Genomic DNA, 25527 nt, shown 5'->3' with positions numbered 1-25527 from the left:
CAACGTTGTTTGGTTAGGTTGGTTTTGTTAAATGTAGATTTTGAGATAAACGTCAACGGATTTTCCTCTTTTCATTTAACTCTCGCTCGTTTGTAACCATAGGTATTGGGAAGGGGAAAGTTGCTTTGGAAAACAAATAGAAACCATGTCATTATAAGCGCAGCGCGGCAATCTCGTAGCCAATGCAAGTCCGATCTATATAGCTACGAGATTGCCACGTCGCTCCAGGGGCTTCTTCCCCTGCGGCTCCTCGCAACGACATGGTTGTTAATTGAGCTTAAAAAACGTTGCATGGGTTTTTCTATTTCATCCCCAAAAACGACCAACCCGCTTTCCTGCCCGATAAACGCCCTTTAATTTTCGACCAACTTGTAAAACACTGATAATTAGCATGTTTTTGGTGTTTGCCGAATACTTCCGGGTATTGGTCTATATCTTTTCGGTGCTGGTATAACACTTTTTAGCACTTAAAATTAATGTTGTTCATTTGATCATTGAAATAACAAACACAAAATATTTAACATACTTAAAAGCTCAAAATCATGAAAACTTCAATAAAATTATCAGCATTATTCTTATTATTAAGCGCAGGTGTATTTGCTACTACAGCAGCTAAAGCCGTCGATGTAACTCCTAAAGCTAAAGAGGTTGTTACCTTTAAAGCCCTTGACCACGACCGCGGTGTTAAGTTAATACTCGCAAAATCAGAAAACGGCCGTTCATTTATACGCGTTTATAGCAAACAAAATGAACTTTTGCTGAAAGATGTTGTATCAACCAAAACCGATGTTGAAAGGGGTTATGTTTTAACCAATCTTGAAGATGGTGATTACATTATGGAAGTTAAAACCAATAACCAGGTGGTTAAGAAAACCCTGCACGTTTATGAAGACGGTGATCAAAAAACATTCTTTATTTACCAGGACTAATTTAGGAAGCCATATCAAACAAAAAGCTCCCGTTCGGTTGGAACGGGAGCTTTTTGTTTGAAGGAGCAAATATTAATTAGTCCCAAAGTTTTTCGGGATAAACACCGTTAGCTACCAGGTCAGATATGCTTTTTTGAACGATAGGTTTGTCTTCTTTATACGTAACACCAAACCATTTTGAACCGGTTGGGATCACTTTAAACGCAGCAGTACCATCTTTAATCAGCTTATCAGCAGCAAGCGGGATAAAGAATTCCGCTTTAGGATTATTTTCGTTAGCCGCAACAAAATCTACGAACATTTGCTCACTTTGTTTGAAGATAGCCGGTGTAAAGCCCCAGAAATTCATTGATACACGGGTATCGTTAGGAAGCGCATGCTCGCCGGTGGCATCCTTGTAAGCTACGGTACTATCTTCCTTAAAATAAACCTCGGTACGCTCGTTAATTTCAACCATGTTGCCCGCGTCATCAACTTTACATACACCACGGGATACCGAACCATAATCAGAAAGGGTGCGGTCAATCTGATAACCTACCAGTGAATACAGATTGTCCTTCACTTCAGTAGTTAAAAATTTAGCCATTTTTTCAAACGCGTCATAGCCGTAATAATCATCGGCATTGATTACGCAAAAAGGTTCTTTTACCTGATTGCGCGCGGCAAGCACTGCATGGGCTGTACCCCATGGTTTGGCGCGTTCGATTTCTTTGTTGATACCAAATGGCTTAAGGTCAAAGCTTTGGAAAACGTAATCTGTTTCAACACGACCAGCCAATTTAGGCTCAAAAATGGCCTTAAAGCTGTCAACAAACTCTTCGCGGATGATAAAAGTAACTTTGCCGAAGCCTGCTTTTATAGCATCATATATTGAATAATCAATAATTGTTTCGCCATTGGGGCCAAAGCCGTCAACTTGTTTCATACTGCCATAACGGCTAGCCATCCCTGCGGCCAATATCAGTAAGGTTGGTTTCATAGATAGTATCGGGGGTATTTGTTAAAAGCTATTTTATGATTAATTATTATAGGTGAATGGATTTTTGCCCGGATTGTTTTATATGCAATATAAACTTTTTGTTATTTAAAGTACCTGAAATCCTGACCGGCCTGAATATTTAGCAGAGACTCGTATATCAAACGGATCACGTTATCAACATCCTCTTTGTGGATCATCTCGACAGTGGTATGCATATAACGTAAAGGTAATGAGATTAATGCCGATGGCACGCCATCATTTGAGTAAGCAAAGGCATCGGTATCGGTCCCTGTTGACCGTGATGATGCCTGACGCTGGAACGGTATGCCCGCTTTTTGAGCACTTTCAATAAGCAGCTTATTCAGGTTGTTTTGTACTGCCGGAGCATATGATACAACAGGGCCTTTACCGCAGGCTAAGTCGCCCTGGGTAATTTTGTTAATCATTGGCGTTTGGGTGTCATGCGTAACATCGGTAACAATAGCCACATTGGGTTTAATTTTATGCGCTATCATTTCGGCACCGCGTAAACCTATCTCCTCCTGCACCGCGTTAACTATATATAAACCAAAAGGAAGTTTTACATTGTTTTCTTTAAGTAAACGGGCAACCTCGGCAATCATGAAGCCGCCTGCACGATTATCAAGCGCACGGCCAACATAATAGCGGTCGTTAAGCACCATAAATTCATCTTCGTAAGTGATAACACAACCTACGTGGATACCCAGTTTTTCAACTTCTTCTTTTGAGGTGCAACCGCAATCTAAAAAGATATTTTTAAGGGTAGGCGCTTCTTCTTTATCACCGCCCAGGCGGGTGTGGATAGCAGGCCAGCCGAAAACAGCTTTAACCACGCCATTATCGGTATGGATATTTACACGTTTTGAAGGCGCTATCTGATGATCGGAGCCGCCGTTGCGGATAACATATATTAAGCCATCGTTAGTGATGTAATTCACAAACCATGAAATTTCATCGGCATGAGCTTCAATAACTACTTTGTAATCGGCTTTAGGATTGATGATGCCAACCGCGGTGCCATAATTATCAACATAATGGGTGTCAATATAGGGCTTCAGGTATTCGAGCCAAAGCTCCTGGCCTTTCCATTCAAAACCTGTAGGTGAGGGGTTGTTGATATATTTTTCAAAAAACGCGAGTGAAGTTTCGTTTACAACGGACGTATGCTGTGGGGCGTCAGATTTCTTTTTGGCCATATTGAATTAATGTTTTCAATCTAAATGTAGTAATACAGCAAATATAATAAAGCTCATGACATTGCACTAAAATTAAGCCGGATATAAGCAGTAAATCAATTATATAAAATCATTATTAAACGTTTTTGAAAATATTTAGTCACAATGAAGGCGCTGGTTTGTTTTGATACAAAAATGACCGGTTATTTCATAAAGCTTTCATGCTTATGTTATACCTTTCCACGATATTTAATTTTTAATAAGGTGAAACTATTCAGGCTAACTTGTATCCTATTTGCGGCATGTTTTTTAGCGGCATGCAGCGTTCCTCAATATGTAAATGTTCCGGTTGATTACGCGCCGAAGCTGAATTTTAACAGGGCAAAAACAACCATCGTGGTCATTAACCACTACATGCCCGATTCGACCCGTAACCGCAATAAACGCGTATTAACTACATTTAAAGCCGCCGCTTATACCGCTATAAACCATGCAGCGGTACAGCTGCATGCGCTGCCCGGTGTAAAAGTTGTACAACTGGTTGACTCGGTTAACTTTACCGCCAATACCGATTCGGTGAAATTTCTGGCAAAAAAATACAACGCTTCTTATGTGCTCGCGTTTGAGGATTTTAAAGGCGAAACCAAATTGGAGCAGGATTATTATAACGGCGTACCGTCGGTTTACCGGGTATCGGTGGTTAAAACCAGCTTTACTCTTTACGAAGCCAATGGCATCTACTTTAAAAAGCTAAACGGTGAGGCTGAAATAAATGATAATAATCCTTATGGTAATGCATCCAGCTTACTTGCCCATGGCGGGCCGTTATTTGATGCTATCCGTAATTCGGCATTGGATGCCCTAAAGGATTACCTGCCGTACACCGATTATCATGACAGGCCCCTGTATACCAATGGCGACCAGCTAAGCAGCTCGGTAGAACTGATCAAAGCCGGTAAATTTGATAAGGCTTTCCAGCTATTAAACCCGCTTATTGACGGGCCCGACCTGAAGCTTGCCAGCCGCGCAGCTTACAACCTTGCCGTAGTATATGAGGCGCAGGGCGATATCGAGGCCGCACTTGAGGTGGCCAAGATCTCGAACCAGAAACAGCCCAATGATTTTGCCAAAGCTATTATTGTTGATTTGATGAAAGAGTAAAGTCCTCAAAACCTAAACCAACCTTATTACAAATACCTTGAAAAACTTATTTGCCATTTGTGTGCTCGTTGCCATGGGTTTGGCAGCCTGCAGTGTAAATTATGAAATTACAGTACCGGTTAATTACGCCCCTAAACTGGAATTGGGGCATAACGAAACCAAAGTTGTAGTAGTAAACAGGTTTACTGTTGACTCGGTAGCTAATAAAAATAAACGCAAACGAGCTGTACTTAAGGGCGGCGCTTACAGCGCTATTGCAATGGCAGCCAAACAGCTTGATATGCTGCCCCGCATCCAAACAACAGTACTTGCCGACTCTGTTAATTTGATTGCAGATACCACGCCAATAAAAACACTTGCCGAAAAATGCAATGCCAACTATGTTTTAACGCTTGACTCGCTTAGTGCCGATATCCCCGTAGAGCTTGTTGATACCATGGAAGTATATACCACGGTGGTTAATACAAGGTTTACTTTATACGAAAGCAACGGCAAGTATTTTAAAATTCTTAGAGGGAAAGCGAAGGATTTTCATTCGGAGAGCCGTTATTACGGTATAATTGCTGCCTTGCTGGTACATCCTACGGTAAAAGGCAATGGTGCGGCCATAAGCCAGTCGGCAGGTAATGCGGCTATTGATGCGATAAAGGATTATCTGCCATCTACATTAACTAACCAGCGGCAATTATATGCTGATAACGACAGCTTGAAGGTTGCTATTAACCACATGATAGCAAAGCGATATAATGAGGCCTTTAAAATACTGAATCCAATTATTGATGGGCCCGATCTTAAACTGGCCAGCCATGCGGCTTACAATTTGGCGGTGTTATATGAAGCACAGGGCGACATTGAAGAAGCTTTAAAGGCAGCAAAATTATCGAACGAAAAACAACAAAACGTTAAGGCGACTGCAATTATTCCTGATTTAGAGAAGGAGTAAGTTCTTTTTCGAGAATCTCATAATCGAAACCATTTTTTGAAAAGAAATTACCTGTGTGAATAAAACCAGCTTTGAGGTAAAATGGAATGGCCGATAACCTTGCGTTACACCACAGGCGGGTCCCCCGCTTACAAGGACAAAATCGGTAATATGCTGCAATACCGCACGGCCTATTCCCATGTTTTGCATGGTTTCATCAACAGCAAATTTGCGAAACTGCCAATCGTTCCCTTTATTAAAGAGTGATACTACCGCTATGATATGATTATCTTTAAATGCAGCAAAGTGATACCCGTGGTTATCCTCCTCCATCTCCATTTCGTACAGCTTGCTTTCGGGGTATAATATACGTTGCCTTAACCGCCAGGTAAGCTCGGGACGGATTTGTTCGATAGAGATATTTTTCATTGCGGATTTCGGATGTTCGATTTCGGAATTAGAAACGCAAAGGTAAACAAATCTGATTTTCTATTGCCGAAGGCACAAATAATCACGGCGCTGGCGGCCGCACATACTTGCGCCAGCAAACAGCCAGAAAGGCAATTACGGCATCTACAATAAAAAAGAAATAAATCCGAAATCGAACATCCGAATTCCCAAATCTACAGTGGAATATTCCCGTGTTTCTTCCTTGGGTTGTTCACTACTTTATTTTCCAGCATTTTAAAAGCCTGGATCAATTTAATGCGCGTTTCGGCAGGTTCAATAACTTCGTCGATAAATCCGCGTTCGGCAGCACGGTAGGGATTGGCAAAGGTATCTGAATATAATTGTTCCATCTCCAGCCATTTGGCTTCATGGTCTTCGGCCTTCGTGATCTCGCGTTTAAAAATGATTTCGGCGGCACCTTTGGCTCCCATTACCGCAATCTCGGCCGATGGCCAGGCAAAGTTCATATCGGCACCAATATGTTTGGAGTTCATTACATCATAAGCGCCTCCATAAGCCTTGCGCGTAATTACAGTAACACGCGGAACGGTGGCTTCACAAAAAGCATATAACAGTTTAGCGCCATTGGTGATAATAGCATTCCATTCCTGGTCGGTACCGGGCAAAAAGCCGGGAACATCTTCAAACACCAGCAGCGGAATGTTGAAGGAATCGCAAAAGCGCACAAAACGTGCAGCCTTGGTTGATGAATGGATATCCAATACCCCGGCCAAAAAAGCGGGCTGATTAGCCACTATGCCAATACTGCGGCCTGCCAGGCGCGCGAAGCCCACCACAATGTTTTCAGCAAAATCTTTATGCACTTCCAAAAACGAAGCTTTATCGATGATATGATCAATAACCTCGCGGATATCATAGGGTTGTGAGGCTATTGATGGCAGGATGGTGTTTAACTCGGGCCTAAGCTCGTCGCCGTTTTCGTAGGGAGCGGCGGGAGCTTTATCCTCACAATTTTGAGGCATATAGCTCAGCAGGCTTTTGATATGCTGAATGGCGGCTATTTCATTGGCACAGGCAAAATGAGTAACGCCCGATTTGCTGGCGTGGGTATTGGCACCGCCCAGTTCTTCGGAGGTTACCACTTCATGCGTAACCGTTTTTACTACATTAGGCCCGGTAACAAACATGTATGAGGTATGCTCAACCATCAAAATAAAATCGGTAATAGCAGGCGAGTAAACAGCACCACCTGCGCATGGCCCCATAATAGCCGAGATTTGCGGGATAACGCCCGATGCCATGGTATTGCGGTAAAAAATATCGGCATAACCGCCAAGGGATACCACACCTTCCTGGATGCGCGCACCGCCCGAGTCATTAAGACCGATAAGGGGAGCGCCATTCTTTAGGGCGAGATCCATGATCTTGCAGATCTTTTCGGCATGGGTTTCGGAAAGCGAGCCGCCAAACACTGTAAAATCCTGGGAAAATACGTAGGTGAGCCGTCCGTTTATGGTGCCATAACCTGTAACAACACCGTCGCCGGGATATTTTTCTTTCTCCATGCCAAAATCAATGGAGCGGTGGGTAACCAGCATCCCTATCTCCTGGAACGAGCCTTCATCCAATAAAAAATGTAAACGTTCACGTGCCGTTAATTTTCCTTTTTTATGCTGACTTTCAATACGTACCGGGCCTCCGCCCTGCATGGCTTCATGACGTTTTAGCCTTAACAGATCAAGCTTTTTATCCACAATTCAGGTTGTTAGTAATTGTCTAAAAATAGTAATTATATTGTAAGAATAGCTTTTGCTTACTTATTCTGGTGGTTTAATAACGGATTTTTATATATTTGTGTTGATGAAGATCAGGAATAATAAAATATGGGTAGTGGCGCTGTTCATGACCGTCTTTGTAATAAAGATGGGCATTTCGCTTGCACCTGTTTTTTTATATCTTGATAATAAAACGGTAAGTGCGGTGATCCTTCAGTTGGAGCAGGAAAGCAAAACTGAAAAAGACAGCCCCGAAAAAGACCTTGTGAAAGAGAAAAAATCTTCGATGAGTATGACCTTCATACCATAAACTTCATCACATTTATTGCCGAAACCAAAGTTCTCCACAACCAGGAAAACGCATTATATAAACAGGTTTATCACCCTGTAGTTCCTACACCCCCTCCAAACGCATAAGGTGAATTTAACCGGATACTTCCCTATCCGGATAGCAATGCTTTTTAATTCATTTTAACAATCTTACTCAATTTTCATTCTTATGCAAATCAAGCAAGGTGAGGCTGCTATGGGCAATCTCAACCTAAAAAAATATTTTCTGCCCAAAAATTTAAAAAGGGATATTCCTTCAAGTGTCGTTGTATTCCTGGTGGCTTTGCCGCTGTGTTTAGGTATAGCGCTGGCATCGGGAGCGCCGCTCTTCGCAGGCGTATTAACAGGCATTATTGGCGGTATAGTAGTAGGTACGCTTAGCGGCTCGCAACTGAGTGTGGCCGGTCCTGCGGCTGGTTTAACAGTAATTGTACTTAATGCCATTACTACGCTTGGCGCTTACGAAACCTTTTTAATGGCCCTGGTACTGGCGGGTGTTTTCCAGATCATACTTGGAATTGTTAAAGCCGGCACCATTGCCAATTACTTCCCGTCATCGGTTATTGAGGGGATGCTGGCAGCGATAGGTATTATTTTGATCATGAAGCAGTTTCCGCACGCGGTTGGCTATGATGCCGATTTTGAAGGCGATGAGGGCTTTCGCCAAATTGATGAACACAATACTTTTTCGGGTATAACACGGGCTTTCGCCAGGATAAACTATGGCGCAGTGATCATCAGCGTGGTGTCCCTGGCATTTATGATTTACTGGCCCAGGTTTAAAAAGCTGGCTATAGTTCCGGCTCCTTTATTGGTGGTACTGGCCGGTATCGGGCTAAGCCTCGCGTTTTCCGGAACAGGCCTTGCCTTGCTTGATAAGCAGTTTGTACGCATACCGCTGGTGAACAGCAGTGCCGAATTTTTTGCGCTGTTTAAATCGGCTGATTTTAGCCAGATAGGCAACAAGCAGGTTTGGATAACGGCTTTCACCATTGCGGTGGTTGCCAGTTTGGAAACACTGCTGAGCCTGGAGGCTGTAGATAAAATAGATCCTATCAAACGTATCTCGCCCACCAACCGCGAACTGCTTGCACAGGGAACGGCCAATATCGTTAGCGGTATGCTTGGCGGCTTACCCATGACGGCAGTAATTGTTCGTTCGTCGGCAAACGTAAATGCCGGTGCCCGCACTAAAGTGAGCGCCATACTGCATGGTATATTGTTATTGGTTGCTTTACTGGCGATACCGTCTTTAATTAACCATATCCCGCTGTCGTGTTTGGCAGCGATCCTGCTTATGACTGGGTATAAACTGGCTCGTATAAGCCTTTTCAAGCACATGTGGCACCAGGGCTTGAGCCAGTTTATCCCTTTCGTAGTTACCATTGTGGCCGTTGTTATGACCGATTTGCTTATTGGTGTGGGCATAGGCATGCTGGTGGGGATCTTTTATATTCTGCGTACCAACCTGCGTAACCCTTATTTCTATCACATTGAAAAAAATGGCAGCAAAAAAGTTATTAAGATTAAGCTGGCCGAGGAAGTATCCTTCCTGAACAAGGCTGCCATACAGGTAACGCTTACCAGCTTGCCACAAGGCGCCGAAGTGGTGATCGACGGAGCGAACTCAAGGTACATCGATCCGGATGTGCTGGAGATCATCCACAATTACAAGCACAATGCCTATACCAAGGGCATTATTGTGCAACTGAACGAAGTAAAGGACAAGTACGATGTACCTCCTTTAAAAGAACTGGTTTATAACCCTAACTAAAAAATCGAAAAACAATGTCAACACAAGAAAAAACAAACGGTAAAGCCGTAATAGATACAAACAATATTAAACTGGCCCAGTCAAGCAGTTACAGTGCTTTAATTAAAAACAACGCCGCCTGGGTTGAGCGTAAACTTGCCGAGGATGGTGAGTATTTTAAGAACCTGGCCAAAGGTCAGAGTCCTGAAGTGCTGTGGATAGGCTGCTCAGATAGTCGTGTTCCGGCTAATGAAGTAACCGGTACCAAACCCGGCGAAGTGTTTGTGCACCGCAATATTGCCAACGTATGCGTACACTCGGACATGAACATGCTGAGTGTGCTTGACTATGCCGTTAACGTACTAAAAGTAAAACATGTTATTGTTGCCGGGCACTATGGTTGCGGCGGTGTTGCCGCTGCTATGAGCAGCAAACAATTTGGCTTAATTGATAACTGGCTGCGCCATATTAAGGATGTGTACCGTTTGCATAGCCATGAACTTGACCGTATAACCGACGAGACCGCCAAAGTTAACCGCCTGGTTGAGCTTAACGTTACCGAGCAGGTATATAACCTGTGTAAAACCACCATTATCCAAAACGCGTGGAAAGAACGTCATGACCTTGAAGTACACGGTTGGGTAATTGACCTGGGCAGCGGCCTGGTTAAAGATCTGAAAGTTAGCAGCAGCAGCCCTCATAATTTAGGCTACGTATACGAGCTTGACGTTGAAGCTGTAGCAGCACACTAAAATATAATTTGATCAGTGCTTCCGACGCCGTAAGGGGCGTAGGGAGGTTTGATTGTTAAGTTGATCCCGGCTCTTAGGAAGTGGCCGGGATTTTTTTAGCACCCCACCCAAACCCTCCCCGGAAGGGAGGGCTTAAAAATCTTTAATAAAAAATGTCATTTCGATAGAGCAGCGTGGGGATAGAGCGCAGGTGCGAAAGAGAAATCTTCTACGCCCTGTAAAGTGGATGCGCATAGTTCACGTATAAGATTTCTCCTCACTCCCCTCGCTTTTCACCGCATACTGATCGTCGAAATGACAATTTTTATATTTATTCCCAATTCGTTTAAAATATTATCCCTTGCATCAAACAAGCTTATATAAACGCGGTTAAGTTTTTTGTAATTTTAACAGAAACCCCTGCCGTGAAATATCTATGCTTAAAGCTGTAAAAGAACAACGTACCCTTAAAGAAAACCTGATGCTGGCTTCATCAACGGCATTTGTAGCAGGCGTTACCAATGTGGCGGGCATGCTGGCTTTTTTGGCTTTTACCTCAAATATTACCGGGCATGTGGCTAACCTCGCCAAACACATTATTGAACAAAACTACCGCCAGATGATCATATTTTTAGTTTGGCTGCTGATGTTCTTTGCCGGGGCTTTTGTATCCAGTTTTATTGTACGCTCATTTGATGATAAAAGCAGGTGGCGGGCAAACTCCACCCCAATGGTAATTGAAGCTGTTATTTTACTGGGAGTAGCCATTTACGGGCATAATTTTTACCGGGAAACACAGATGGAGCGCGAAATTGTGATCAGCGCTATTTTGTTTTCGATGGGATTGCAGAATAGCCTGGTTTCCAATATCTCGGGTGGCCTGATCAAATCGAGTCATTTAACCGGTTTATTTACCGACCTGGGCAGTGAGGTGGCCGAATGGTTCCATCCGCGTACCAAAAATACGGAAGCCGCCGGTAATAAAATACTGATCAGGTTTACGGTGCTTGGCTTTTACCTGTTCGGCGCACTGGCAGGCGGATACTTCTTTAACCTGTATGAGTTTGCCATATTTTATTTTATCCCTGTTATTTTGCTTACCATTATGTATTATGATGTTTCGCCACTTGCTTTGCATAAACTTAGCCGTATGTTTGCATCAGGCAGAAAACGTCAAACCGCATCTTAAAACATCAATTTTTTAAATATATGTGTGCTCAAATTCATGATACCAGTCATATCACCTATGAAGGCTTACTGGAAGGAAACAAAAAATTTATTGAAGGTGCTTTAGCCGAAGATCCTCTATATTTTGATAAACTGGCTAACGGGCAAAAGCCCCTATACTTTGGATAGGCTGCGCCGACAGTCGCGTGCCTGCCAACCAAATCACCAATACCGCCCCGGGCGAGATCTTTGTACACCGTAACATTGCCAACATGGTTATCCACTCGGACATGAATATGCTGAGTGTGCTTGATTACGCGGTGAACGTATTAAAAGTGAAGCATGTAATTGTTACCGGTCACTACGGCTGCGGTGGTGTTAATGCGGCCATGGGCAATACCCAGTTTGGCCTGATTGATAACTGGCTGCGCCACATCAAAGATGTTTACCGCTTACATGCCGATGAGCTTGACGCCATTGAAAACGAAACCGAGCGCAGTAACCGCCTGGTTGAACTGAACGTGATAGAAAATGTGAACAACCTTTGCAAAACATCTATCGTGCAAAATGCCTGGAAAAATGGGCAGGAACTTTCGGTACACGGCTGGGTTTACAGCCTCAGCACCGGCCTTATCAACGATATGAAAGTAAGCACATCCAGCAATGAGAAAATGGATGCTGTGTTTAAATTTAAATAGTCGCCCCCCGGCCCCCTAAAGGGGGAGGAATAGAGGATAAATAGAAAAGCGATGAGTCTGTCGACTCATCGCTTTTCTATTTAAAAAATGTCATTTCCTTTAAACCAAAGGAAATGACAAGTTGTTTTTGAGTTTTTTGCACAAAAAAAGCGATGAATTAATAAACTCATCGCTTTTTTATATCGTTGTCTATTGCTCCCCCTTTAGGGGGCCGGGGGCTACACCTCCTTAGCCAAAAACGGGTACCTGTAATCCTTTGGTGGATCAAAGGTTTCTTTGATGGTGCGTGGCGATACCCAGCGAAGCAAGTTAATCATTGATCCGGCTTTATCGTTAGTGCCTGATCCCCTTGCGCCGCCAAATGGCTGCTGACCAACTACCGCTCCTGTAGGTTTATCATTAATGTAGAAGTTACCTGCCGCGTTGCGTAAACGGGTGGTAGCTTTTTCAATAGCATACCTGTCCTGCGAGATGATTGAGCCTGTAAGCGCGTAGATAGATGTTTTATCTACAACTTCAAGGATTTCATCAAATTTATCATCTTCGTAAACATATACTGTTAGTACCGGGCCGAAAAGTTCCTCGCACATGGTTACGTAGTACGGATCTTCGACTTTTAATACAGTTGGCTCTATGAACCATCCTTTGCTTTTGTCATAGCTGCCACCGGCAACAATTTCAACACCTTCGTCGGCTTTAGCAGCGTCGATGTATTTGGCCAGTTTATCAAACGATACTTCGGTGATCACGGCATTGATGAAGTTTTCAAAATCTTCTACCGGGCCAATTTTAAACGAAGTAATGTCACGCTGCATGTTTGCTTTTACCGCAGGCCACAATGAAGCCGGGATATAAGCCCTTGAAGCAGCCGAACATTTTTGTCCCTGGTATTCAAAAGCGCCGCGAACAAGGGCAGTGCTTACCACATCGGCGTTGGCACTCGGATGGGCAAGTACAAAATCTTTACCACCGGTCTCGCCTACAATACGTGGATATGTTTTGTATTTGTGGATATTGGTACCAATTGTTTGCCAGATGTTCTGGAACACTTTGGTTGAACCTGTAAAGTGTATGCCAGCAAAATCAGGGTGGTTAAAGATCACCTCGCCTGCAACAGGGCCATCAACATAAATCAGGTTGATAACGCCATCGGGTACGCCGGCTTCTTTAAAAATCTTCATGATCACGTTAGCAGCGTAGATTTGCGTATAAGCAGGTTTCCAAACCACTACATTGCCCATCATGGCTGCAGATGCAGGCAGGTTCCCGGCAATAGCCGTAAAGTTGAATGGCGTAAGCGCGAACACAAACCCTTCAAGCGGGCGTTGTTCTACACGGTTCCAAACACCTTTGCCCGATACCGGCGGCTGTTGTTTGTAAATCTCGGTCATGTACTCCACATTGAAACGCAGGAAGTCGATCAGCTCGCAAGCCGAATCAATCTCGGCCTGGTAAGCGTTCTTTGACTGACCAAGCATAGTGGCTGCATTGATTTCGGCACGGTATGGACCGGCTATCAGTTCGGCGGCTTTCAGGAATATAGCAGCACGCTGTTCCCAGGCCAGGCTTTCCCAGTCGGCTTTGGCTGCAAGGGCTACATCAATAGCGGCTGTGACGTGACTTGCATCACCTTCGCTGAAGGTAGCCAGCAAATGTTTATGATCATGCGGCGGACAGAATTTCCAACTTGGTGTTGGTACGTACTTCCTTGCCGCCAATGTACATAGGTATATCTAATTGTTGGGCACGACCGGCTTCTAAAGCTGCCTTAAGCGCCACACGCTCCAAACTCCGCGGACCGTAATTTAAAACGGGCTCATTTATCGGTGCCGGAACATTAAAAAATCCTTTAAGCATAGATGATAATTTATGTTGCCGCAAAGATAGGGATTTTGCAGGGGAAGGTTGGGTAGGCTATTTAGGAAATTACGGGAAGCTGATATTTAGTTAAAATACATTAGCACAACTTAATTGTATATTTTTATGTTATGAAGGACTATACTATTTTAGAAAAGCTTGATGCAATATTGAACTTTATAATTAATGAAAGGGATGAAATAGGACTTTCGGAATATCTCAATAACAACTACAACGAAGCAGTCGAATTATTAGAAAAGCTATCAAAAGATGGCTATATAAAGCGCGAACAGAAAACCAAGAACGATCCATTTAATAGCATTCCTACTACTGAAGGGCGAGTATTCAGCATCTCCGGAGGTTATGTTGGACATAAAGCAGCAAATGATTTGAAAGAAAAATTATCAAATGATAAGGTAATTATAGATCTTAAAAATGCAAAGAGAATTTATAAGACATATTGGATCACCTTTGCATTGGCTTGTTTAGGTGCTCTGTTAGGTATTTATACATTCGTTAACAATCTATTAAGCTCACATCAGAGTACTTCACTTAAAAATGAAACTGTACAAAAAAAGTCTATCAAAGCGATCAAATGAAATCATTCGTTGTTAAAACACTGGCATAGATTGTATCACCGCCGAATGGAAATATAACATGCCCTTCGTTTGTTGTAAACGGTTGTAATTAACAAAATACTGATTTATCGATTGAGCGAAGTAAGATTGCGCGTGAGGTTGAAACAGAAATCTTGTACGCCATGCAAATCCGGTAAGCATGATGGTTGATCATATTTATTTAATTTAAAGAGACCGGAAACCATCCCATTCCCTTTAACCTTTTACATTTGCCCCCATGCAATCCCTCCTCTACGAAGATCAAACTTTTACCAAAATAACCGCCGGCCAGCTCAACGGCGCCACTTACGAAAACTGTAAATTCATCAACTGTGACCTCGCCCATGCCCATCTCACGGGCATTACTTTCGTCGACTGCCAGTTTGATACCTGCAACCTGCTCCTTGCCGAATTAGGCAATACCGGCTTGCAGAACATTCGTTTTAAGCACTGCAAAATAAGCGGCGTAAACTTTGGCAAGGCTAACGACTTTTTGTTCGAGGTACATTTTGAGGATTGTATTTTAGACAATGCCGTGTTTTATAAAAAGAAGAACAAGAAAGCAACCTACACCGATTGTTCCATGATGGAAACCGACTTGACCGAGGCCGACCTGAGCGATTGTAAATTCATTAACTGTAATCTTAAAAACGCTTTCTTCAGTCGTACCATCCTTAAAAACGCCGACCTGAGCACATCCTATAACTTCATCATCGATCCGGATGATAACATCATCAAAAAAGCAAAGTTCTCGCTTCATGGTTTACCGGGATTGCTTAACAAATATGATATCCGGATAGGATAACAATATTTCACCCGCTTATTAGTTAATGTTATTGATTATAAACCTTATGCAAAAACTTGTCCTGTTTTTTCTTTTCTGTTGATAAGCACCGGGGCTTTAGCTCAGCGTGATACTTCTGCGTTTACCAAATTCAATGATTTTAACAACCTGGTTTTAAATGGTGGTGTCAAAAAACCGGAAGCTCAAAAGCAATTTGAAACCCTGTTAAAACGAATTAACATTCTGGAAATGATCCGTGCTGAGCGGATCATTCCAAAAACGCAATGGGTATTCCCCTTAAAGGGCTATAAAAGCAGCGCCATTGGCGGTACTCATGGTAATGGTTATTTTGATAAAGGATACCGTTACCTTGACGGCAACAAGCATGGCGCCCATCCTGCACACGATATTTTTATCAACGACCGCAATCAGGATTGCATTGACGACCATACTCAAAAAGCGGTTGATGTTATTGCAGTTGATGACGGCTGGGTAATAGCCTGTACCAATCAATGGGAGCCCAACAGCAATATGCGGGGAGGCAAATTTATCTGGATCTATCATCCGGCAACCCATATTTTCACGTACTATGCGCACAATAACCAGATTTTTGTAAAACCGGGCGGCTATGTTACGCAGGGACAAAAAATAGCCGAGGTTGGCAGAACAGGGTACAACGCTTATAAAAAACGCTCCCCTACTCACCTGCATTTTTCGGCATTTAAACTGGTAGATGGTATCCCCGTTCCTTATAACCCTTATGAACAGCTAAAAAAAGCCAAAACGTTATGAAAATCCTGATCACCTGCCTGCTTTTATTTTTGAATATTAACATTGCTCCTCCGGATAACGTGATTAAAAGATTCGCGGTACCGGCAGGCTATCAGCGTATAGCAGCGTCACCCGGCAGTTTCGGGGCATGGCTGCAGGCTTTACCTTTAAAGCCGGCGGGCACACCAACCAAAACTTATAGAGGCGATATTGCCCGTACCGATGTTTACACTGCTGCGGTTATTGACATGAGCATAGGCAACCAGGACCTGCAGCAATGTGCCGACGCGGTGATGCGCTTACGCGGCGAATACCTTTATCAGCAAAAAAATTCAACGAAATTTCTTTCAACTTTACCAGCGGTTTTAAATGCGATTATGAACATTATGCTAAAGGCTATCGCTACAAAAACGACCATTGGGTATTAAAAGCCAAACCCGATTATTCGTACCCGGCATTTTTAAATTACATGAATTTGGTATTCAGTTATGCGGGCACCCTGTCCCTGCAAAAAGAATTAAAAACTGTAACTAACCCCAAGGATGTAAAACCAGGTGATGTGTTCATCCGAGGGGGCTCGCCCGGGCATTGTTTTATTGTGCTTGAGGTAGTAGAAAATGCCGCTCATCAAAAGCAATTTTTACTGGCGCAGAGTTTTATGCCGGCCCAAAATATCCAGGTATTAAAATATGATTCACCGTGGTTTGCTATGGACCAGCACAGCGGGATCATGTATGGCGAGCTGATCAGTAAAAATTATCTGAAGCGGTTTGATTAAAGTACCCTGTCCGGGATACATGTTGATGTGCCCAAAAAGGAACCGGGAGCACTTACCTATTTTTACTGCTTATCACCGGGTTCTAATATGGCCTTATCTATTACTATATTAAAATGCGGCATCATATTCCCGGCCACCGATATTGATTTTAACACCCCGCCTATCCTGAATAATTTACCATCATAACTTTTAAACTCGTCTATAGTAATGGGATGGGCGGGCACTATACTTTCAGAAGTATATAAATCTGTTCCCTTCCTGTTGGTGCAGGATGAGGCGAGTGTATCCGTTTTATTATCAGAACTTACAATGCGGTTAAGCCCATATTTCAGCGAAGTATATCGGGATGGGGAAAAAATAGTATGACCGATATAACCCGAAACATTTTTCAATGCCTCAGTTTTGGTTAATTTACCCATGTACATTAAACCGGCCTCGGATATAATATGCATGTACCTGATAACAGCCGGTGCATCATCGTCTTGCTTGTTTCCGGGAATTTTCTTTAAAATAGCTTCGGATAGTTTGGCGGCCTCAGGCCAGTTCTCCTCATTTAAAAAGCCTATGAGTGTTGAGAATTGAGCATCGGGAACCAACTCCTGGGCATGTGATCTTGTAAAAGCTACCGATAAGATAAATAGCAGAATGAGGAATTTTTTCATAAAGTTTAGGCGGGCTCTTTCTTATTGTTCCCGCCTAAATTTACATCAAAAAATATATAAATGAAATGAGCGCTACCTTTTTTCAACCCTATCATAAAACCCGCCGAAGCTGTTCATTTTTACAGCATCCTCATTGAAAAAATCGCCGGGGAAACCTAATTCAATAGCGCTTACTTCATTCAGCTTTTTGAAATGTTCGGGGGTTAATTTGGTGTCGATGGCTTTGAGGTTATCATTTAACTGGTCAATTTTGGTAGCGCCCACAATGGGGATACAGCTAAAATCCCTGTCCATCATCCATTGCAGGGCAACATGACTTTCGGATACCCCTAATTCAGCGGCGATGCCAACAACCACTTCAGTAATAGTTTTAGCCCTGTCGTTACGGCGGTTACTTTCCGGTTTTACACGTCCCTGTTCGCCGCGCAGGTATTTGCCGGTTAATGCACCACCTGCCAGCGGGGCCCATGGGGTAACCGTCATGCCATAGTGTTTTGCCATCGGTATCAGCTCCCGCTCGGCAGTCCGGGCCAGCAGGCTGTACTCAACCTGTAAGGCAATGAACTGGCTCCAACCCATCAGCTCGGCAAGGGTATTCCCTTTTGATACCACCCACGCGGGCGTATCACTGATAGCCGCGTAGTTTACTTTGCCCTGTTTTATCAGATCGTCCAACCCGCGCAGCACCTCATCAATAGGGGTAATATTATCCCAGATGTGCAGGTACAGCACATCAATAAAATCAGTTTTGAGGCGTTTAAGGCTTTCTTCCACGCTACGCATCATGTTTTTGCGGTTATTGCCCGATGCATTAGGATTGGTAGTATTATCCTTTAGCGTGTATTTGGTAGCCAGCACAAAATAATCGCGGTCATGATTACCCAGGTATTCGCCAATAATCTTCTCGCTGGTACCCAGTTTATAAACATTGGCGGTATCAATAAAATTGCCGCCTGCGTTGGCATAGGCATCCATAATGGCAAAGCTGGTATCTTTTTCGGCGCCCCAGCCGCCTTCGGTACCGAAGCCCATAGTGCCCAGGCATAATTCAGAAACTTTAAGGCCCGAGCGGCCTAATAATTTATAGTTCATATATGGTGATGTTTTGTGTAACGTTTTTAAAATATGTTATTGGCGAAGCGCGGCAATCTTGCAGCCAATGCATTGTGGCTATGCAGATCAATCATACCAGTCTACACTTAAATCTCCCCACGATGGATTAGTTGCCACTATCAAATCAATTTTCTTTTGTCTTGATCCTGCTTTCAATTGTTTTTCTCTGGCTATGGCATCGTCTATCCATTGAAATTGTTCAAAGTATACCAATTTATCGCACGCATATTTTGCCGTATAACCTTTATAGATCTTTTTCTTATGCTCTAATATCCTGTTATGTAAATCACTCGATACTCCTACGTACAACACTGTGTTAGCTTTGTTTGTTAAAATATAAACGAAGTATTGGTGTATTTTCATTAGATAAGGTTTGGCGCTAATCTAAAAGAATTAATATTAAACTACATCATTTTTAAACATCCATCTCATTGCGGGGAGGTAGATTGGCACATGCATAATCCAACCATTAAAAGTTATGTCATTGAGGAGCAGCACGGGCAAAAGAGCGTCCGGGCGACGTGGCAATCTCGTCGTTATGCCTCTACGATATGCAAAGACGTCGAGCATAGCTACGAGATTGCCGCGCTTCGCTACCCATGACATATTGGATTGGCACATATATAATCCTACCATTAAAAGTTATGTCATTGCGAGGAGCAGCACGGGCAAAAGAGCGTCCGGGCGACGTGGCAATCTCGTCGTTATGCCTCGATGATTTGCAAAGCCGCTGAGCATAGCTACGAGATTGCCGCGCTCCGCTCGCAATGACATATTGTTTTTTATAATTAGAGGAAAGTCGGTTCCAAACAATCCCTCCTTCAACTTTGTACTATTTAATACATCGCTAATATACCAAATTATGAAAATCATCACCCTTCATACCAATACCGACATTAACCAGTTATACCAGTTACTGCACGAAAAACTTAACCCGCTGTTTCATGAGCAACGAAAAAGCGAATTAAATTTCACCGTTGAGCGCAAAGGCGGGGCGGTTGAAATATCGTTGCCTGCTGTTTATGAAAGCGCACTGTTCAGCATCGCGATTAACGGTAACGAACTTTGGATTACCCGGAATGAGCATTATGTTGATGACGTAAATTCGCTCACCGTCGAATCGATCCTGAACGATCTGTTCAGCAAAATTGCCGGTAATTTGGGGACGGATCTGGTACAGGAGGGGTAAAAAGTTTTGATTTACCAAAGAATAATACGTTAAAAAGAGAGACGACGAAGTATCTCTTGTTATACAATGCGCTATTCATGTGCGGTTACTTCGTTCGCGAAAACATGGTGTCTGTTCCATTTGTTAAATAGGATGATAGTCCTAAGCATTACGCAGTTTAAAAATGCAAAATATTCATTGCCGTTGGTTAAAACCAACGGCAAAAAAGCTAAAAGTCCTGGCTTTAGCCCCAATTAGGCAAGCGGATTTAGGCTGAAGCCCTTTTATCGCTATTCATTATTCCGTTGGTTAAAACCAACGGTAATGAAGTTTTATCTACCGGTAAATGATATTCAACCACTTTAAACAGCTTCTTATTTCCGCTAAATAATTTTTAGCTTTAACAGAAAAACATCCCTATGCCTAAAATTTATAGCCTGCTCATCCTTTTTCTGTTTGCTGCATTTACCACACGGGCACAAAAACTCCCTGAAAAAAACGGCGAACCTGTGATCATTAACCGGGATACCCTGTTTAAATTTTATGCCCCGCAGGGATTGTTTGATCCTAAAGAGCGCGCCGGGATTGTTACCCAACGCATTAAGGCCCTGATGAGCCGGATAGATTTTAACCCGGATTCGTTAACGCTTAAAAACGATACGTCCATATCGGTAATAACTTACAACGGCCAGATGATCATGGGGGTTAATAATACCGATGCCTCTTACTCCGAACTGAACCGGCCGCAGCTGGCAGCAAGCTATCTGTCTATACTAAAAAACAAACTGGGCAATGTTTTTGAAAGCAACAGCCCCAAACAATTAATCACCAACGTGCTCGAAGCCGTGGCGGTTGTTATTTTACTGATTTTACTGATCTGGAGTGTTAACAAGGGCTTCAGGTGGATAAAATTAAAGATTATACTGGGTTGGGAACGCCGTGTTGAAAAGCTGGCAGCCAAAGGGGCGCCCGTGGCTTACGCCTCACGCCTGCTTCCTTTTATCAGCGGACTTGTAAATATTGGCCGGCTGCTCATTATCCTGCTGCTGGTTTACCTGGCTTTACCCGTATTGTTTTATATCTTCCCTTCGTCGCAGCCTATTGCCACACAGTTAATCGGCTTTGTGGTTAACCCCTTGAAAAGTATAATGCTGGCCATTGTTCACTTTATACCCAACCTGCTTACCATAACGGTTATTTACCTGGTTACCCGGTATATTGTAAAACTGGTAAAATTTATAGCTACCGAAATAGCAAACGGGGCCATCGCTTTAAAAGGCTTTTACCCTGAATGGGCTATCCCAACTTACAATATCATCCGGGTACTCATGTATGCGTTTATGTTTGTGGTGATATTTCCATATTTGCCGGGGTCGCAGTCTAAAGTTTTCCAGGGAGTTACGGTGTTTATAGGCGTACTGTTTTCGTTAGGTTCCTCGTCGGCTATTGCCAATATGGTATCGGGTATTGTGCTTACCTATATGCGCCCCTTTAAAATTGGCGACCGCATAAAAGTTGGCGAAATTATGGGCGATGTAATTGAGAAAAACCTGCTGGTTACCCGTGTGCGCACCATTAAAAACGAAGATGTAACCGTGCCCAACGCCACCATTTTAAGCGGTGCTACGGTTAATTATACTTCATCGTCAAAAACTTTGGGTTTGATACTGAATACCAGTGTTACTATAGGCTACGATGCCCCCTGGGAAACCATCCACAATCTGCTCATAAGTGCGGCCGAAGCAACAGAGGGGATCCTTGCCAATCCAAAACCGTTTGTACTGCAAACCGCTTTGAATGATTTTAATGTGAGTTACCAGATAAACGCCTATACAGATCAGCCCGGCAAAATGGCCATGATCTATTCGGTATTGTATCAAAACATACAGGATAAATTTAATGAAGCCGGCATGGAGATCATGTCACCGCATTTTACGGCTGTGCGCGATGGAAGCCACATCCAGATCCCCGAAAACTATGTTGCCGATGGGTATAAAAAGCCGGGGTATAAAATAGAACGGGATAGCTAAAAGCCATTAATAAGCAGAAAGCTATAGGAAAGAAGCTTAAAGCAAAAAGCTCTGAAAAAGAAGCATTAACCTAAAACCCGGTTGCAAGGAAAGCTTTAAGCCTTCGGCCTTTAGCTTTAAGCTTAAAAAACTACCCGTTAATCCAGGTAAACTTATACTCGAGCATTGGGTTTTTCATGCGCTCGGCTACACGCAGTAAGCGGGCGGGAAGGTTTACAACGTAATCCCGGGCTTTTTCGCCGGCTTCGTCCAAACCTGTGATACTTTCGATATGCCAGTCGGTCAAAAGCTCTTTCAGGATATCCACATAGTCGATAGCGGTATAAATACCCAAACGCTGTGCGGCATCGGTAAAGTGGCCAAAGGTTTGACCAACCTTTAAACCAACCTCACGCAGAAAGTGGGCAGGCATTACAATCTTTTTACGCATCATATCCTCAAAAGCTACCATAGCCTCGCTTGGATCTACCTCAAATATTTTTTCGATAAAGTATTTGTAAGCTTTGGCATGGCGGGCTTCATCAGATGCGATAACACCGCACATTTTTGAAAGCAGCGGATCGCCATATTTTTTAGCCTGTGATGCTACACGGCGGTGCGAAACATTGGTTGCCAACTCCTGGAAAGAGGTATAGATAAAGTTACGGTAAGGATCATGACCGGTACCGATGTCAAAACCATCAGAGATGAGGTATTGGGTGGAAATCTCCATCATGCGCATATCCACACGACCAGACAGGTACAAGTATTTGTTAAGCAGGTCGCCATGGCGGTTTTCTTCACCGGTCCAGTGGCGGGTCCATTTCATCCAGCCGCCTTCTTCATTGTCAGATACCCCTTCAACCATGGTAAGCCATGATTCGTAAGTAGGCAACGCTTCTTCGGTAATGGTATCGCCAATTAAAACGGCGATCAGATCATATGAAAGACCTGCGGCGCTTTCCTGCAATTCCTTAATTTCAGTAAAGAACGAGTCCCTTGAAGAATCGGGCAAAAAATCAGACGGCTGCCAGATGGTATCAATCGGTTTCAGGTATTCATGTATCTTTTCTAACATGAACTTTTCGATATGCACCATTACTTCTCTGCGCTTTTCTTCAAAAATCTCATAATTGTATATTAGTGAGCAAAGGTAATAAAATTGTAACATTAATGTTTAAAATTTCACTGTACGGCGCTAATTGTGTCCTTCATACACAAGGATAATTTTATAGTAACCGGCCTGCCGTTAAACATTGAAAAACTACTGTTATAACCCCAAAGCATGCCAGGAATATCAAGCTCATTTAAAGCCCTGCGTACAGACTTAATATGAGGGCAGCGGCTATGTGCATCGGCATATTTGTTATAGACGCTTTACGCACCACAATAATGGGCACATCATATTTCAGGGGCCGTTTTTTTACAATTTGCCGCTTATCATTTATGGATTGTTTGTTACCATCTCGCGGATACGTCTGGTAATTGCTTTCGCCGGGGGTGTTTTTTGCTTTTTGATTAAGTGCAGGAAAATTTTCCGCATTGTATGGAAATGATACCCCGGTAGTTGCAACCTGGTCGCTTACCCGGCTTGTGCTCTGGTGAATAAAAAGAAAGGCTCGTAAAAGTGAAAAGTGCAGATGATATGGTCATCGGCCAGCCTTGCCAACCTGCTTAGCTCATAGATGCTGTTATAGTTTGATGCACTTACAATCAGGGTTCTTTGTTTATCAAACCTACGGATAAGCGTAACAATATTATACGCGGCAACTTTCCACAGTTTGGGGTTAATATGGGGCAGTTCATTATAATCCTCAATAAACAAGTTATTATAATCTGCTTTTTTATACCTTTTAGTTAATTTTAACCACAAATCAATTACCAGGGGTGTTTCTGTAAGGTAATTATTATCATTTAAGCGGCCGTAATGATAATCTATAACTAACCTAAATCCGTAAGTATTGCATTGCTCAACAACTTTATCTATATAGGTAAATAGCTGCGCAGTTGTCGCCGGGCCAAAAGGAAGTAAAAGCCACAGGTAGCCTTATGCTTTTGAAGCCCAGTTTTTTGAACAGCATAAAATCGTTTTTTTAATGGCGTTTGGGCCGCTGAGCTTTCGTTCCGGATTTGTGCAAGCCATAAAATACTGATGTCCTTGCTTAAACTTTAGCATGGTTTAAAAGCAACTTCCCGAACTTGCCGGGGAATTGGACGGCTTTTTGCAACGGCGATTATTACTGTAGGCAACAGTAACAACAAACCTGTTTAAATTATCGTATAACGAATATTTTTCGTCTATCAATATTAAACGGATTTAATTTAAACAGCGGCCTTAATTTTTAATTACAATTCAAGATAACAAATAATGTTTGTTCAAATTACCAACGAAGAATTAATTAGAGAGACCTCCAAAAAAGCATGGTACCAAACCAATAATATAATCTGGACAATTATATTCCTGTACCCTCTTTTTAGTATTGTTGATTTTATTTACGCTACAAACTACTGGCTGCAGTTTTTTATTATCCGCATTATAACTATCCTTATTATATACGGCCTGTTCAGCTATTTTCAGCATAAACAATTTAGTTACCGCATATTATTGCACATCAGTTTCTTTATGCTTTCGGTAACGGCAGCTATATTATGTAACCTGGTAAACATTCAGTTCCTGACCATTTATTTTATGCTGTTTGCTACCACCCTGCTGTTTTTTAACCTGCAGGTTTTTTGGGAGCCCTTAAACTCCATCATCCAAACCTTAATGGCGCTATTGTTACTGGCTATTTTCTTTAACCTGTTAAGCGAATACAACCTCGACCTGGTTTTAAGTAACGGCGGGCAGATCTTTTTTATCATCTCGGGCATCTCCTGCTTAATACCCGGGGCGCGCTATAAGGTAATCCAGCGTGAAGTACGCGCGCAGATCATGATCGAAAAATCAAACGAACAGCTTAAACAGCAAAACAAGGATATCAACGAAAAAAACAACCTCATCGACCATCAGTATGAGCAGCTCCGCAAGCTCGACAGCCAGAAGAACAGCTTTATCAATATTGCCGGGCACGACCTTAAAAACCTCATCGGCTCTATTATAATGAGCAACAACATGATCAGGGAGGAGGATTTCAGGCTGAGCACCGACCAGAAAGAATTTGTAGGCTACATCGCCGAATCGGCTGATAAGATGCAGTATATGCTTAACAAGCTCATGGATGTTAAGGAGATCGAATCGCCGGATATGAAATTCAACATGGAGATCTTTGATATCAACGTTGAAGTAATGCATATTTTTAAAGGCCTGTATGAAACGGCCCTCATGAAAAACATCCACCTGGTTGATAATATCCTGAAGCTGCCCCTCAACGTGCGGCTCGACAAAGTATTTGCCGGCCAGGTGTTTCAAAACCTGCTATCAAACGCCATCAAATTTTCGCAAACCAATAACAGCATTAAGGTAGTAACCAGCCTGCAGCGCCAGCGTTTTGTTTTCGAGATTATTGACGAAGGTATAGCCATAGGCCAGCAGGAGCTGGACATGATGTTCAACAAGCTTAAAACCCTTAACGATACATCGGGCGTTACCGAAAGCCGCCTGGGTTTGGGCTTATCAATTGCCAAGCTGATGACCCAGGAAATGGGCGGCGAGCTCAGCTACCGCAGTGATGACAACGGTAATTATTTCAGAGTAGAATTTTACGTAATAAATTAAT

Annotated in this window: 22 protein-coding genes and 3 pseudogenes; 15 read left to right on the top strand and 10 right to left on the bottom strand. The window is 42.9% G+C overall.

The window, feature by feature from the left end:
• The first annotated feature begins 542 nt into the window (after nt 1-542).
• Nucleotides 543-929 carry a hypothetical protein gene (locus tag ACQ86K_RS03855; protein WP_091172075.1) on the top strand — a complete coding sequence of 129 codons (387 nt, stop codon included), beginning with the start codon at nt 543-545 and terminating at the stop codon, nt 927-929.
• Nucleotides 930-1005: 76 nt separating this feature from the next.
• Here the strand turns inward: ACQ86K_RS03855 and ACQ86K_RS03850 are convergent, their stop codons facing one another.
• Nucleotides 1006-1908: a nucleotidyltransferase family protein gene (locus tag ACQ86K_RS03850; RefSeq protein WP_091172073.1), complete on the bottom strand. Its 903-nt coding sequence runs from the start codon at nt 1906-1908 to the stop codon at nt 1006-1008.
• Nucleotides 1909-2009: 101 nt separating this feature from the next.
• Nucleotides 2010-3125 carry a M42 family metallopeptidase gene (locus ACQ86K_RS03845; RefSeq protein ID WP_091172072.1) on the bottom strand — a complete coding sequence of 372 codons (1116 nt, stop codon included), beginning with the start codon at nt 3123-3125 and terminating at the stop codon, nt 2010-2012.
• 243 nt (nt 3126-3368) lie between these two features.
• Here ACQ86K_RS03845 and ACQ86K_RS03840 point away from each other — a divergent pair, with 243 nt between their 5' ends.
• Both ACQ86K_RS03840 and ACQ86K_RS03835 read left to right on the top strand, forming a co-directional pair.
• Entirely contained in the window at nt 3369-4265 is an 897-nt protein-coding gene (locus ACQ86K_RS03840) for a DUF6340 family protein (RefSeq protein WP_129568388.1), read from the top strand.
• A gap of 37 nt (nt 4266-4302) precedes the next feature.
• Entirely contained in the window at nt 4303-5208 is a 906-nt protein-coding gene (locus ACQ86K_RS03835) for a DUF6340 family protein (protein WP_143020835.1), read from the top strand.
• On the opposite strand, the gene ACQ86K_RS03830 is transcribed toward ACQ86K_RS03835, so the two are convergent.
• Nucleotides 5194-5616, bottom strand: a complete 423-nt coding sequence (locus ACQ86K_RS03830; protein WP_431199828.1) for a GNAT family N-acetyltransferase — start codon at nt 5614-5616, stop codon at nt 5194-5196. The two genes, ACQ86K_RS03835 and ACQ86K_RS03830, sit on opposite strands and share 15 nt — an antisense overlap.
• A 194-nt stretch (nt 5617-5810) precedes the next feature.
• Entirely contained in the window at nt 5811-7352 is a 1542-nt protein-coding gene (locus ACQ86K_RS03825; protein ID WP_217633227.1) for an acyl-CoA carboxylase subunit beta, read from the bottom strand.
• Between the two features lie 55 nt (nt 7353-7407).
• On the opposite strand from ACQ86K_RS03825, the gene ACQ86K_RS03820 reads away from it, so the two are divergent.
• From ACQ86K_RS03820 to ACQ86K_RS03800, 5 genes and pseudogenes are all read left to right on the top strand, one after another.
• Entirely contained in the window at nt 7408-7683 is a 276-nt protein-coding gene (locus tag ACQ86K_RS03820; RefSeq protein ID WP_431199827.1) for a hypothetical protein, read from the top strand.
• 189 nt (nt 7684-7872) lie between these two features.
• The gene (locus tag ACQ86K_RS03815) at nt 7873-9477 is read left to right on the top strand and encodes a SulP family inorganic anion transporter (RefSeq protein ID WP_256337500.1); all 1605 of its coding nucleotides are present in this window, start codon (nt 7873-7875) and stop codon (nt 9475-9477) included.
• A gap of 14 nt (nt 9478-9491) precedes the next feature.
• Nucleotides 9492-10208: a carbonate dehydratase gene (gene can, locus ACQ86K_RS03810; RefSeq protein WP_091172062.1), complete on the top strand. Its 717-nt coding sequence runs from the start codon at nt 9492-9494 to the stop codon at nt 10206-10208.
• Nucleotides 10209-10623: 415 nt separating this feature from the next.
• Nucleotides 10624-11376: a YoaK family protein gene (locus tag ACQ86K_RS03805; RefSeq protein WP_091172060.1), complete on the top strand. Its 753-nt coding sequence runs from the start codon at nt 10624-10626 to the stop codon at nt 11374-11376.
• 20 nt (nt 11377-11396) lie between these two features.
• Nucleotides 11397-12052, top strand: a pseudogene (locus ACQ86K_RS03800) (carbonic anhydrase).
• A gap of 218 nt (nt 12053-12270) precedes the next feature.
• Here ACQ86K_RS03800 and pruA read toward each other — a convergent pair.
• Nucleotides 12271-13909: pseudogene (gene pruA / locus ACQ86K_RS03795) on the bottom strand (L-glutamate gamma-semialdehyde dehydrogenase).
• A gap of 131 nt (nt 13910-14040) precedes the next feature.
• On the opposite strand from pruA, the gene ACQ86K_RS03790 reads away from it, so the two are divergent.
• The 4 genes and pseudogenes from ACQ86K_RS03790 (at nt 14041) to ACQ86K_RS03775 (ending at nt 16859) form a co-directional block, all read left to right on the top strand.
• The gene (locus ACQ86K_RS03790; protein WP_091172054.1) at nt 14041-14508 is read left to right on the top strand and encodes a hypothetical protein; all 468 of its coding nucleotides are present in this window, start codon (nt 14041-14043) and stop codon (nt 14506-14508) included.
• A gap of 256 nt (nt 14509-14764) precedes the next feature.
• Nucleotides 14765-15331: a pentapeptide repeat-containing protein gene (locus ACQ86K_RS03785; RefSeq protein ID WP_091172052.1), complete on the top strand. Its 567-nt coding sequence runs from the start codon at nt 14765-14767 to the stop codon at nt 15329-15331.
• 78 nt (nt 15332-15409) lie between these two features.
• Nucleotides 15410-16102 (top strand): M23 family metallopeptidase, encoded by a 693-nt coding sequence (locus ACQ86K_RS03780; protein ID WP_431199826.1) that lies wholly within the window; start codon nt 15410-15412, stop codon nt 16100-16102.
• A pseudogene (locus ACQ86K_RS03775) lies at nt 16099-16859 on the top strand (DUF4846 domain-containing protein). Before ACQ86K_RS03780 ends, ACQ86K_RS03775 begins: the two are co-directional and overlap by 4 nt.
• Before the next feature lie 62 nt (nt 16860-16921).
• Here the strand turns inward: ACQ86K_RS03775 and ACQ86K_RS03770 are convergent.
• From ACQ86K_RS03770 to ACQ86K_RS03760, 3 genes are all read right to left on the bottom strand, one after another.
• Entirely contained in the window at nt 16922-17521 is a 600-nt protein-coding gene (locus tag ACQ86K_RS03770) for a hypothetical protein (RefSeq protein ID WP_091172046.1), read from the bottom strand.
• A 72-nt stretch (nt 17522-17593) separates the two neighbouring features.
• A complete protein-coding gene (locus tag ACQ86K_RS03765; RefSeq protein WP_091172044.1) occupies nt 17594-18613 on the bottom strand; it encodes an aldo/keto reductase in 1020 nt (339 codons plus the stop codon).
• Nucleotides 18614-18700: 87 nt separating this feature from the next.
• A complete protein-coding gene (locus ACQ86K_RS03760) occupies nt 18701-18997 on the bottom strand; it encodes a GIY-YIG nuclease family protein (RefSeq protein WP_175490110.1) in 297 nt (98 codons plus the stop codon).
• Between the two features lie 499 nt (nt 18998-19496).
• Here ACQ86K_RS03760 and ACQ86K_RS03755 point away from each other — a divergent pair, with 499 nt between their 5' ends.
• The gene (locus ACQ86K_RS03755; protein ID WP_091172039.1) at nt 19497-19823 is read left to right on the top strand and encodes a hypothetical protein; all 327 of its coding nucleotides are present in this window, start codon (nt 19497-19499) and stop codon (nt 19821-19823) included.
• Nucleotides 19824-20221: 398 nt separating this feature from the next.
• On the top strand, nt 20222-21832 hold the full coding sequence (locus tag ACQ86K_RS03750; protein ID WP_091172037.1) for a mechanosensitive ion channel family protein: 1611 nt from the start codon (nt 20222-20224) through the stop codon (nt 21830-21832).
• 130 nt (nt 21833-21962) lie between these two features.
• Here ACQ86K_RS03750 and ACQ86K_RS03745 read toward each other — a convergent pair whose 3' ends face one another.
• Both ACQ86K_RS03745 and ACQ86K_RS03740 read right to left on the bottom strand, forming a co-directional pair.
• Entirely contained in the window at nt 21963-22982 is a 1020-nt protein-coding gene (locus tag ACQ86K_RS03745; protein WP_431199825.1) for an acyl-ACP desaturase, read from the bottom strand.
• 411 nt (nt 22983-23393) lie between these two features.
• Nucleotides 23394-23852, bottom strand: a complete 459-nt coding sequence (locus ACQ86K_RS03740) for a cellulase family glycosylhydrolase (RefSeq protein WP_091172031.1) — start codon at nt 23850-23852, stop codon at nt 23394-23396.
• Between the two features lie 327 nt (nt 23853-24179).
• Here ACQ86K_RS03740 and ACQ86K_RS03735 point away from each other — a divergent pair, with 327 nt between their 5' ends.
• Entirely contained in the window at nt 24180-25526 is a 1347-nt protein-coding gene (locus ACQ86K_RS03735) for a sensor histidine kinase (RefSeq protein WP_091172029.1), read from the top strand.
• Nucleotide 25527: the final 1 nt, after the last annotated feature.

This window comes from Mucilaginibacter sp. P19, assembly GCF_050632265.1.
GTDB lineage: Bacteria > Bacteroidota > Bacteroidia > Sphingobacteriales > Sphingobacteriaceae > Mucilaginibacter > Mucilaginibacter gossypii.
Note: the sequence above shows the minus strand (reverse complement) of the source record. Positions and strands in the feature narration are given on the sequence as shown.

Bases quoted from the DNA above. Each gene is read 5' to 3' on its own strand.
- ACQ86K_RS03770 (WP_091172046.1), bottom strand. From the start codon at position 17,521: ATGAAAAAATTCCTCATTCTGCTATTTATCTTATCGGTAGCTTTTACA.
- ACQ86K_RS03785 (WP_091172052.1), top strand. From the start codon at position 14,765: ATGCAATCCCTCCTCTACGAAGATCAAACTTTTACCAAAATAACCGCC.
- can (WP_091172062.1), top strand. From the start codon at position 9,492: ATGTCAACACAAGAAAAAACAAACGGTAAAGCCGTAATAGATACAAAC.
- ACQ86K_RS03750 (WP_091172037.1), top strand. From the start codon at position 20,222: ATGCCTAAAATTTATAGCCTGCTCATCCTTTTTCTGTTTGCTGCATTT.
- ACQ86K_RS03805 (WP_091172060.1), top strand. From the start codon at position 10,624: ATGCTTAAAGCTGTAAAAGAACAACGTACCCTTAAAGAAAACCTGATG.
- ACQ86K_RS03790 (WP_091172054.1), top strand. From the start codon at position 14,041: ATGAAGGACTATACTATTTTAGAAAAGCTTGATGCAATATTGAACTTT.
- ACQ86K_RS03765 (WP_091172044.1), bottom strand. From the start codon at position 18,613: ATGAACTATAAATTATTAGGCCGCTCGGGCCTTAAAGTTTCTGAATTA.
- ACQ86K_RS03735 (WP_091172029.1), top strand. From the start codon at position 24,180: ATGTTTGTTCAAATTACCAACGAAGAATTAATTAGAGAGACCTCCAAA.
- ACQ86K_RS03855 (WP_091172075.1), top strand. From the start codon at position 543: ATGAAAACTTCAATAAAATTATCAGCATTATTCTTATTATTAAGCGCA.
- ACQ86K_RS03815 (WP_256337500.1), top strand. From the start codon at position 7,873: ATGCAAATCAAGCAAGGTGAGGCTGCTATGGGCAATCTCAACCTAAAA.
- ACQ86K_RS03845 (WP_091172072.1), bottom strand. From the start codon at position 3,125: ATGGCCAAAAAGAAATCTGACGCCCCACAGCATACGTCCGTTGTAAAC.
- ACQ86K_RS03755 (WP_091172039.1), top strand. From the start codon at position 19,497: ATGAAAATCATCACCCTTCATACCAATACCGACATTAACCAGTTATAC.
- ACQ86K_RS03830 (WP_431199828.1), bottom strand. From the start codon at position 5,616: ATGAAAAATATCTCTATCGAACAAATCCGTCCCGAGCTTACCTGGCGG.
- ACQ86K_RS03745 (WP_431199825.1), bottom strand. From the start codon at position 22,982: ATGTTACAATTTTATTACCTTTGCTCACTAATATACAATTATGAGATT.
- ACQ86K_RS03850 (WP_091172073.1), bottom strand. From the start codon at position 1,908: ATGAAACCAACCTTACTGATATTGGCCGCAGGGATGGCTAGCCGTTAT.
- ACQ86K_RS03760 (WP_175490110.1), bottom strand. From the start codon at position 18,997: ATGAAAATACACCAATACTTCGTTTATATTTTAACAAACAAAGCTAAC.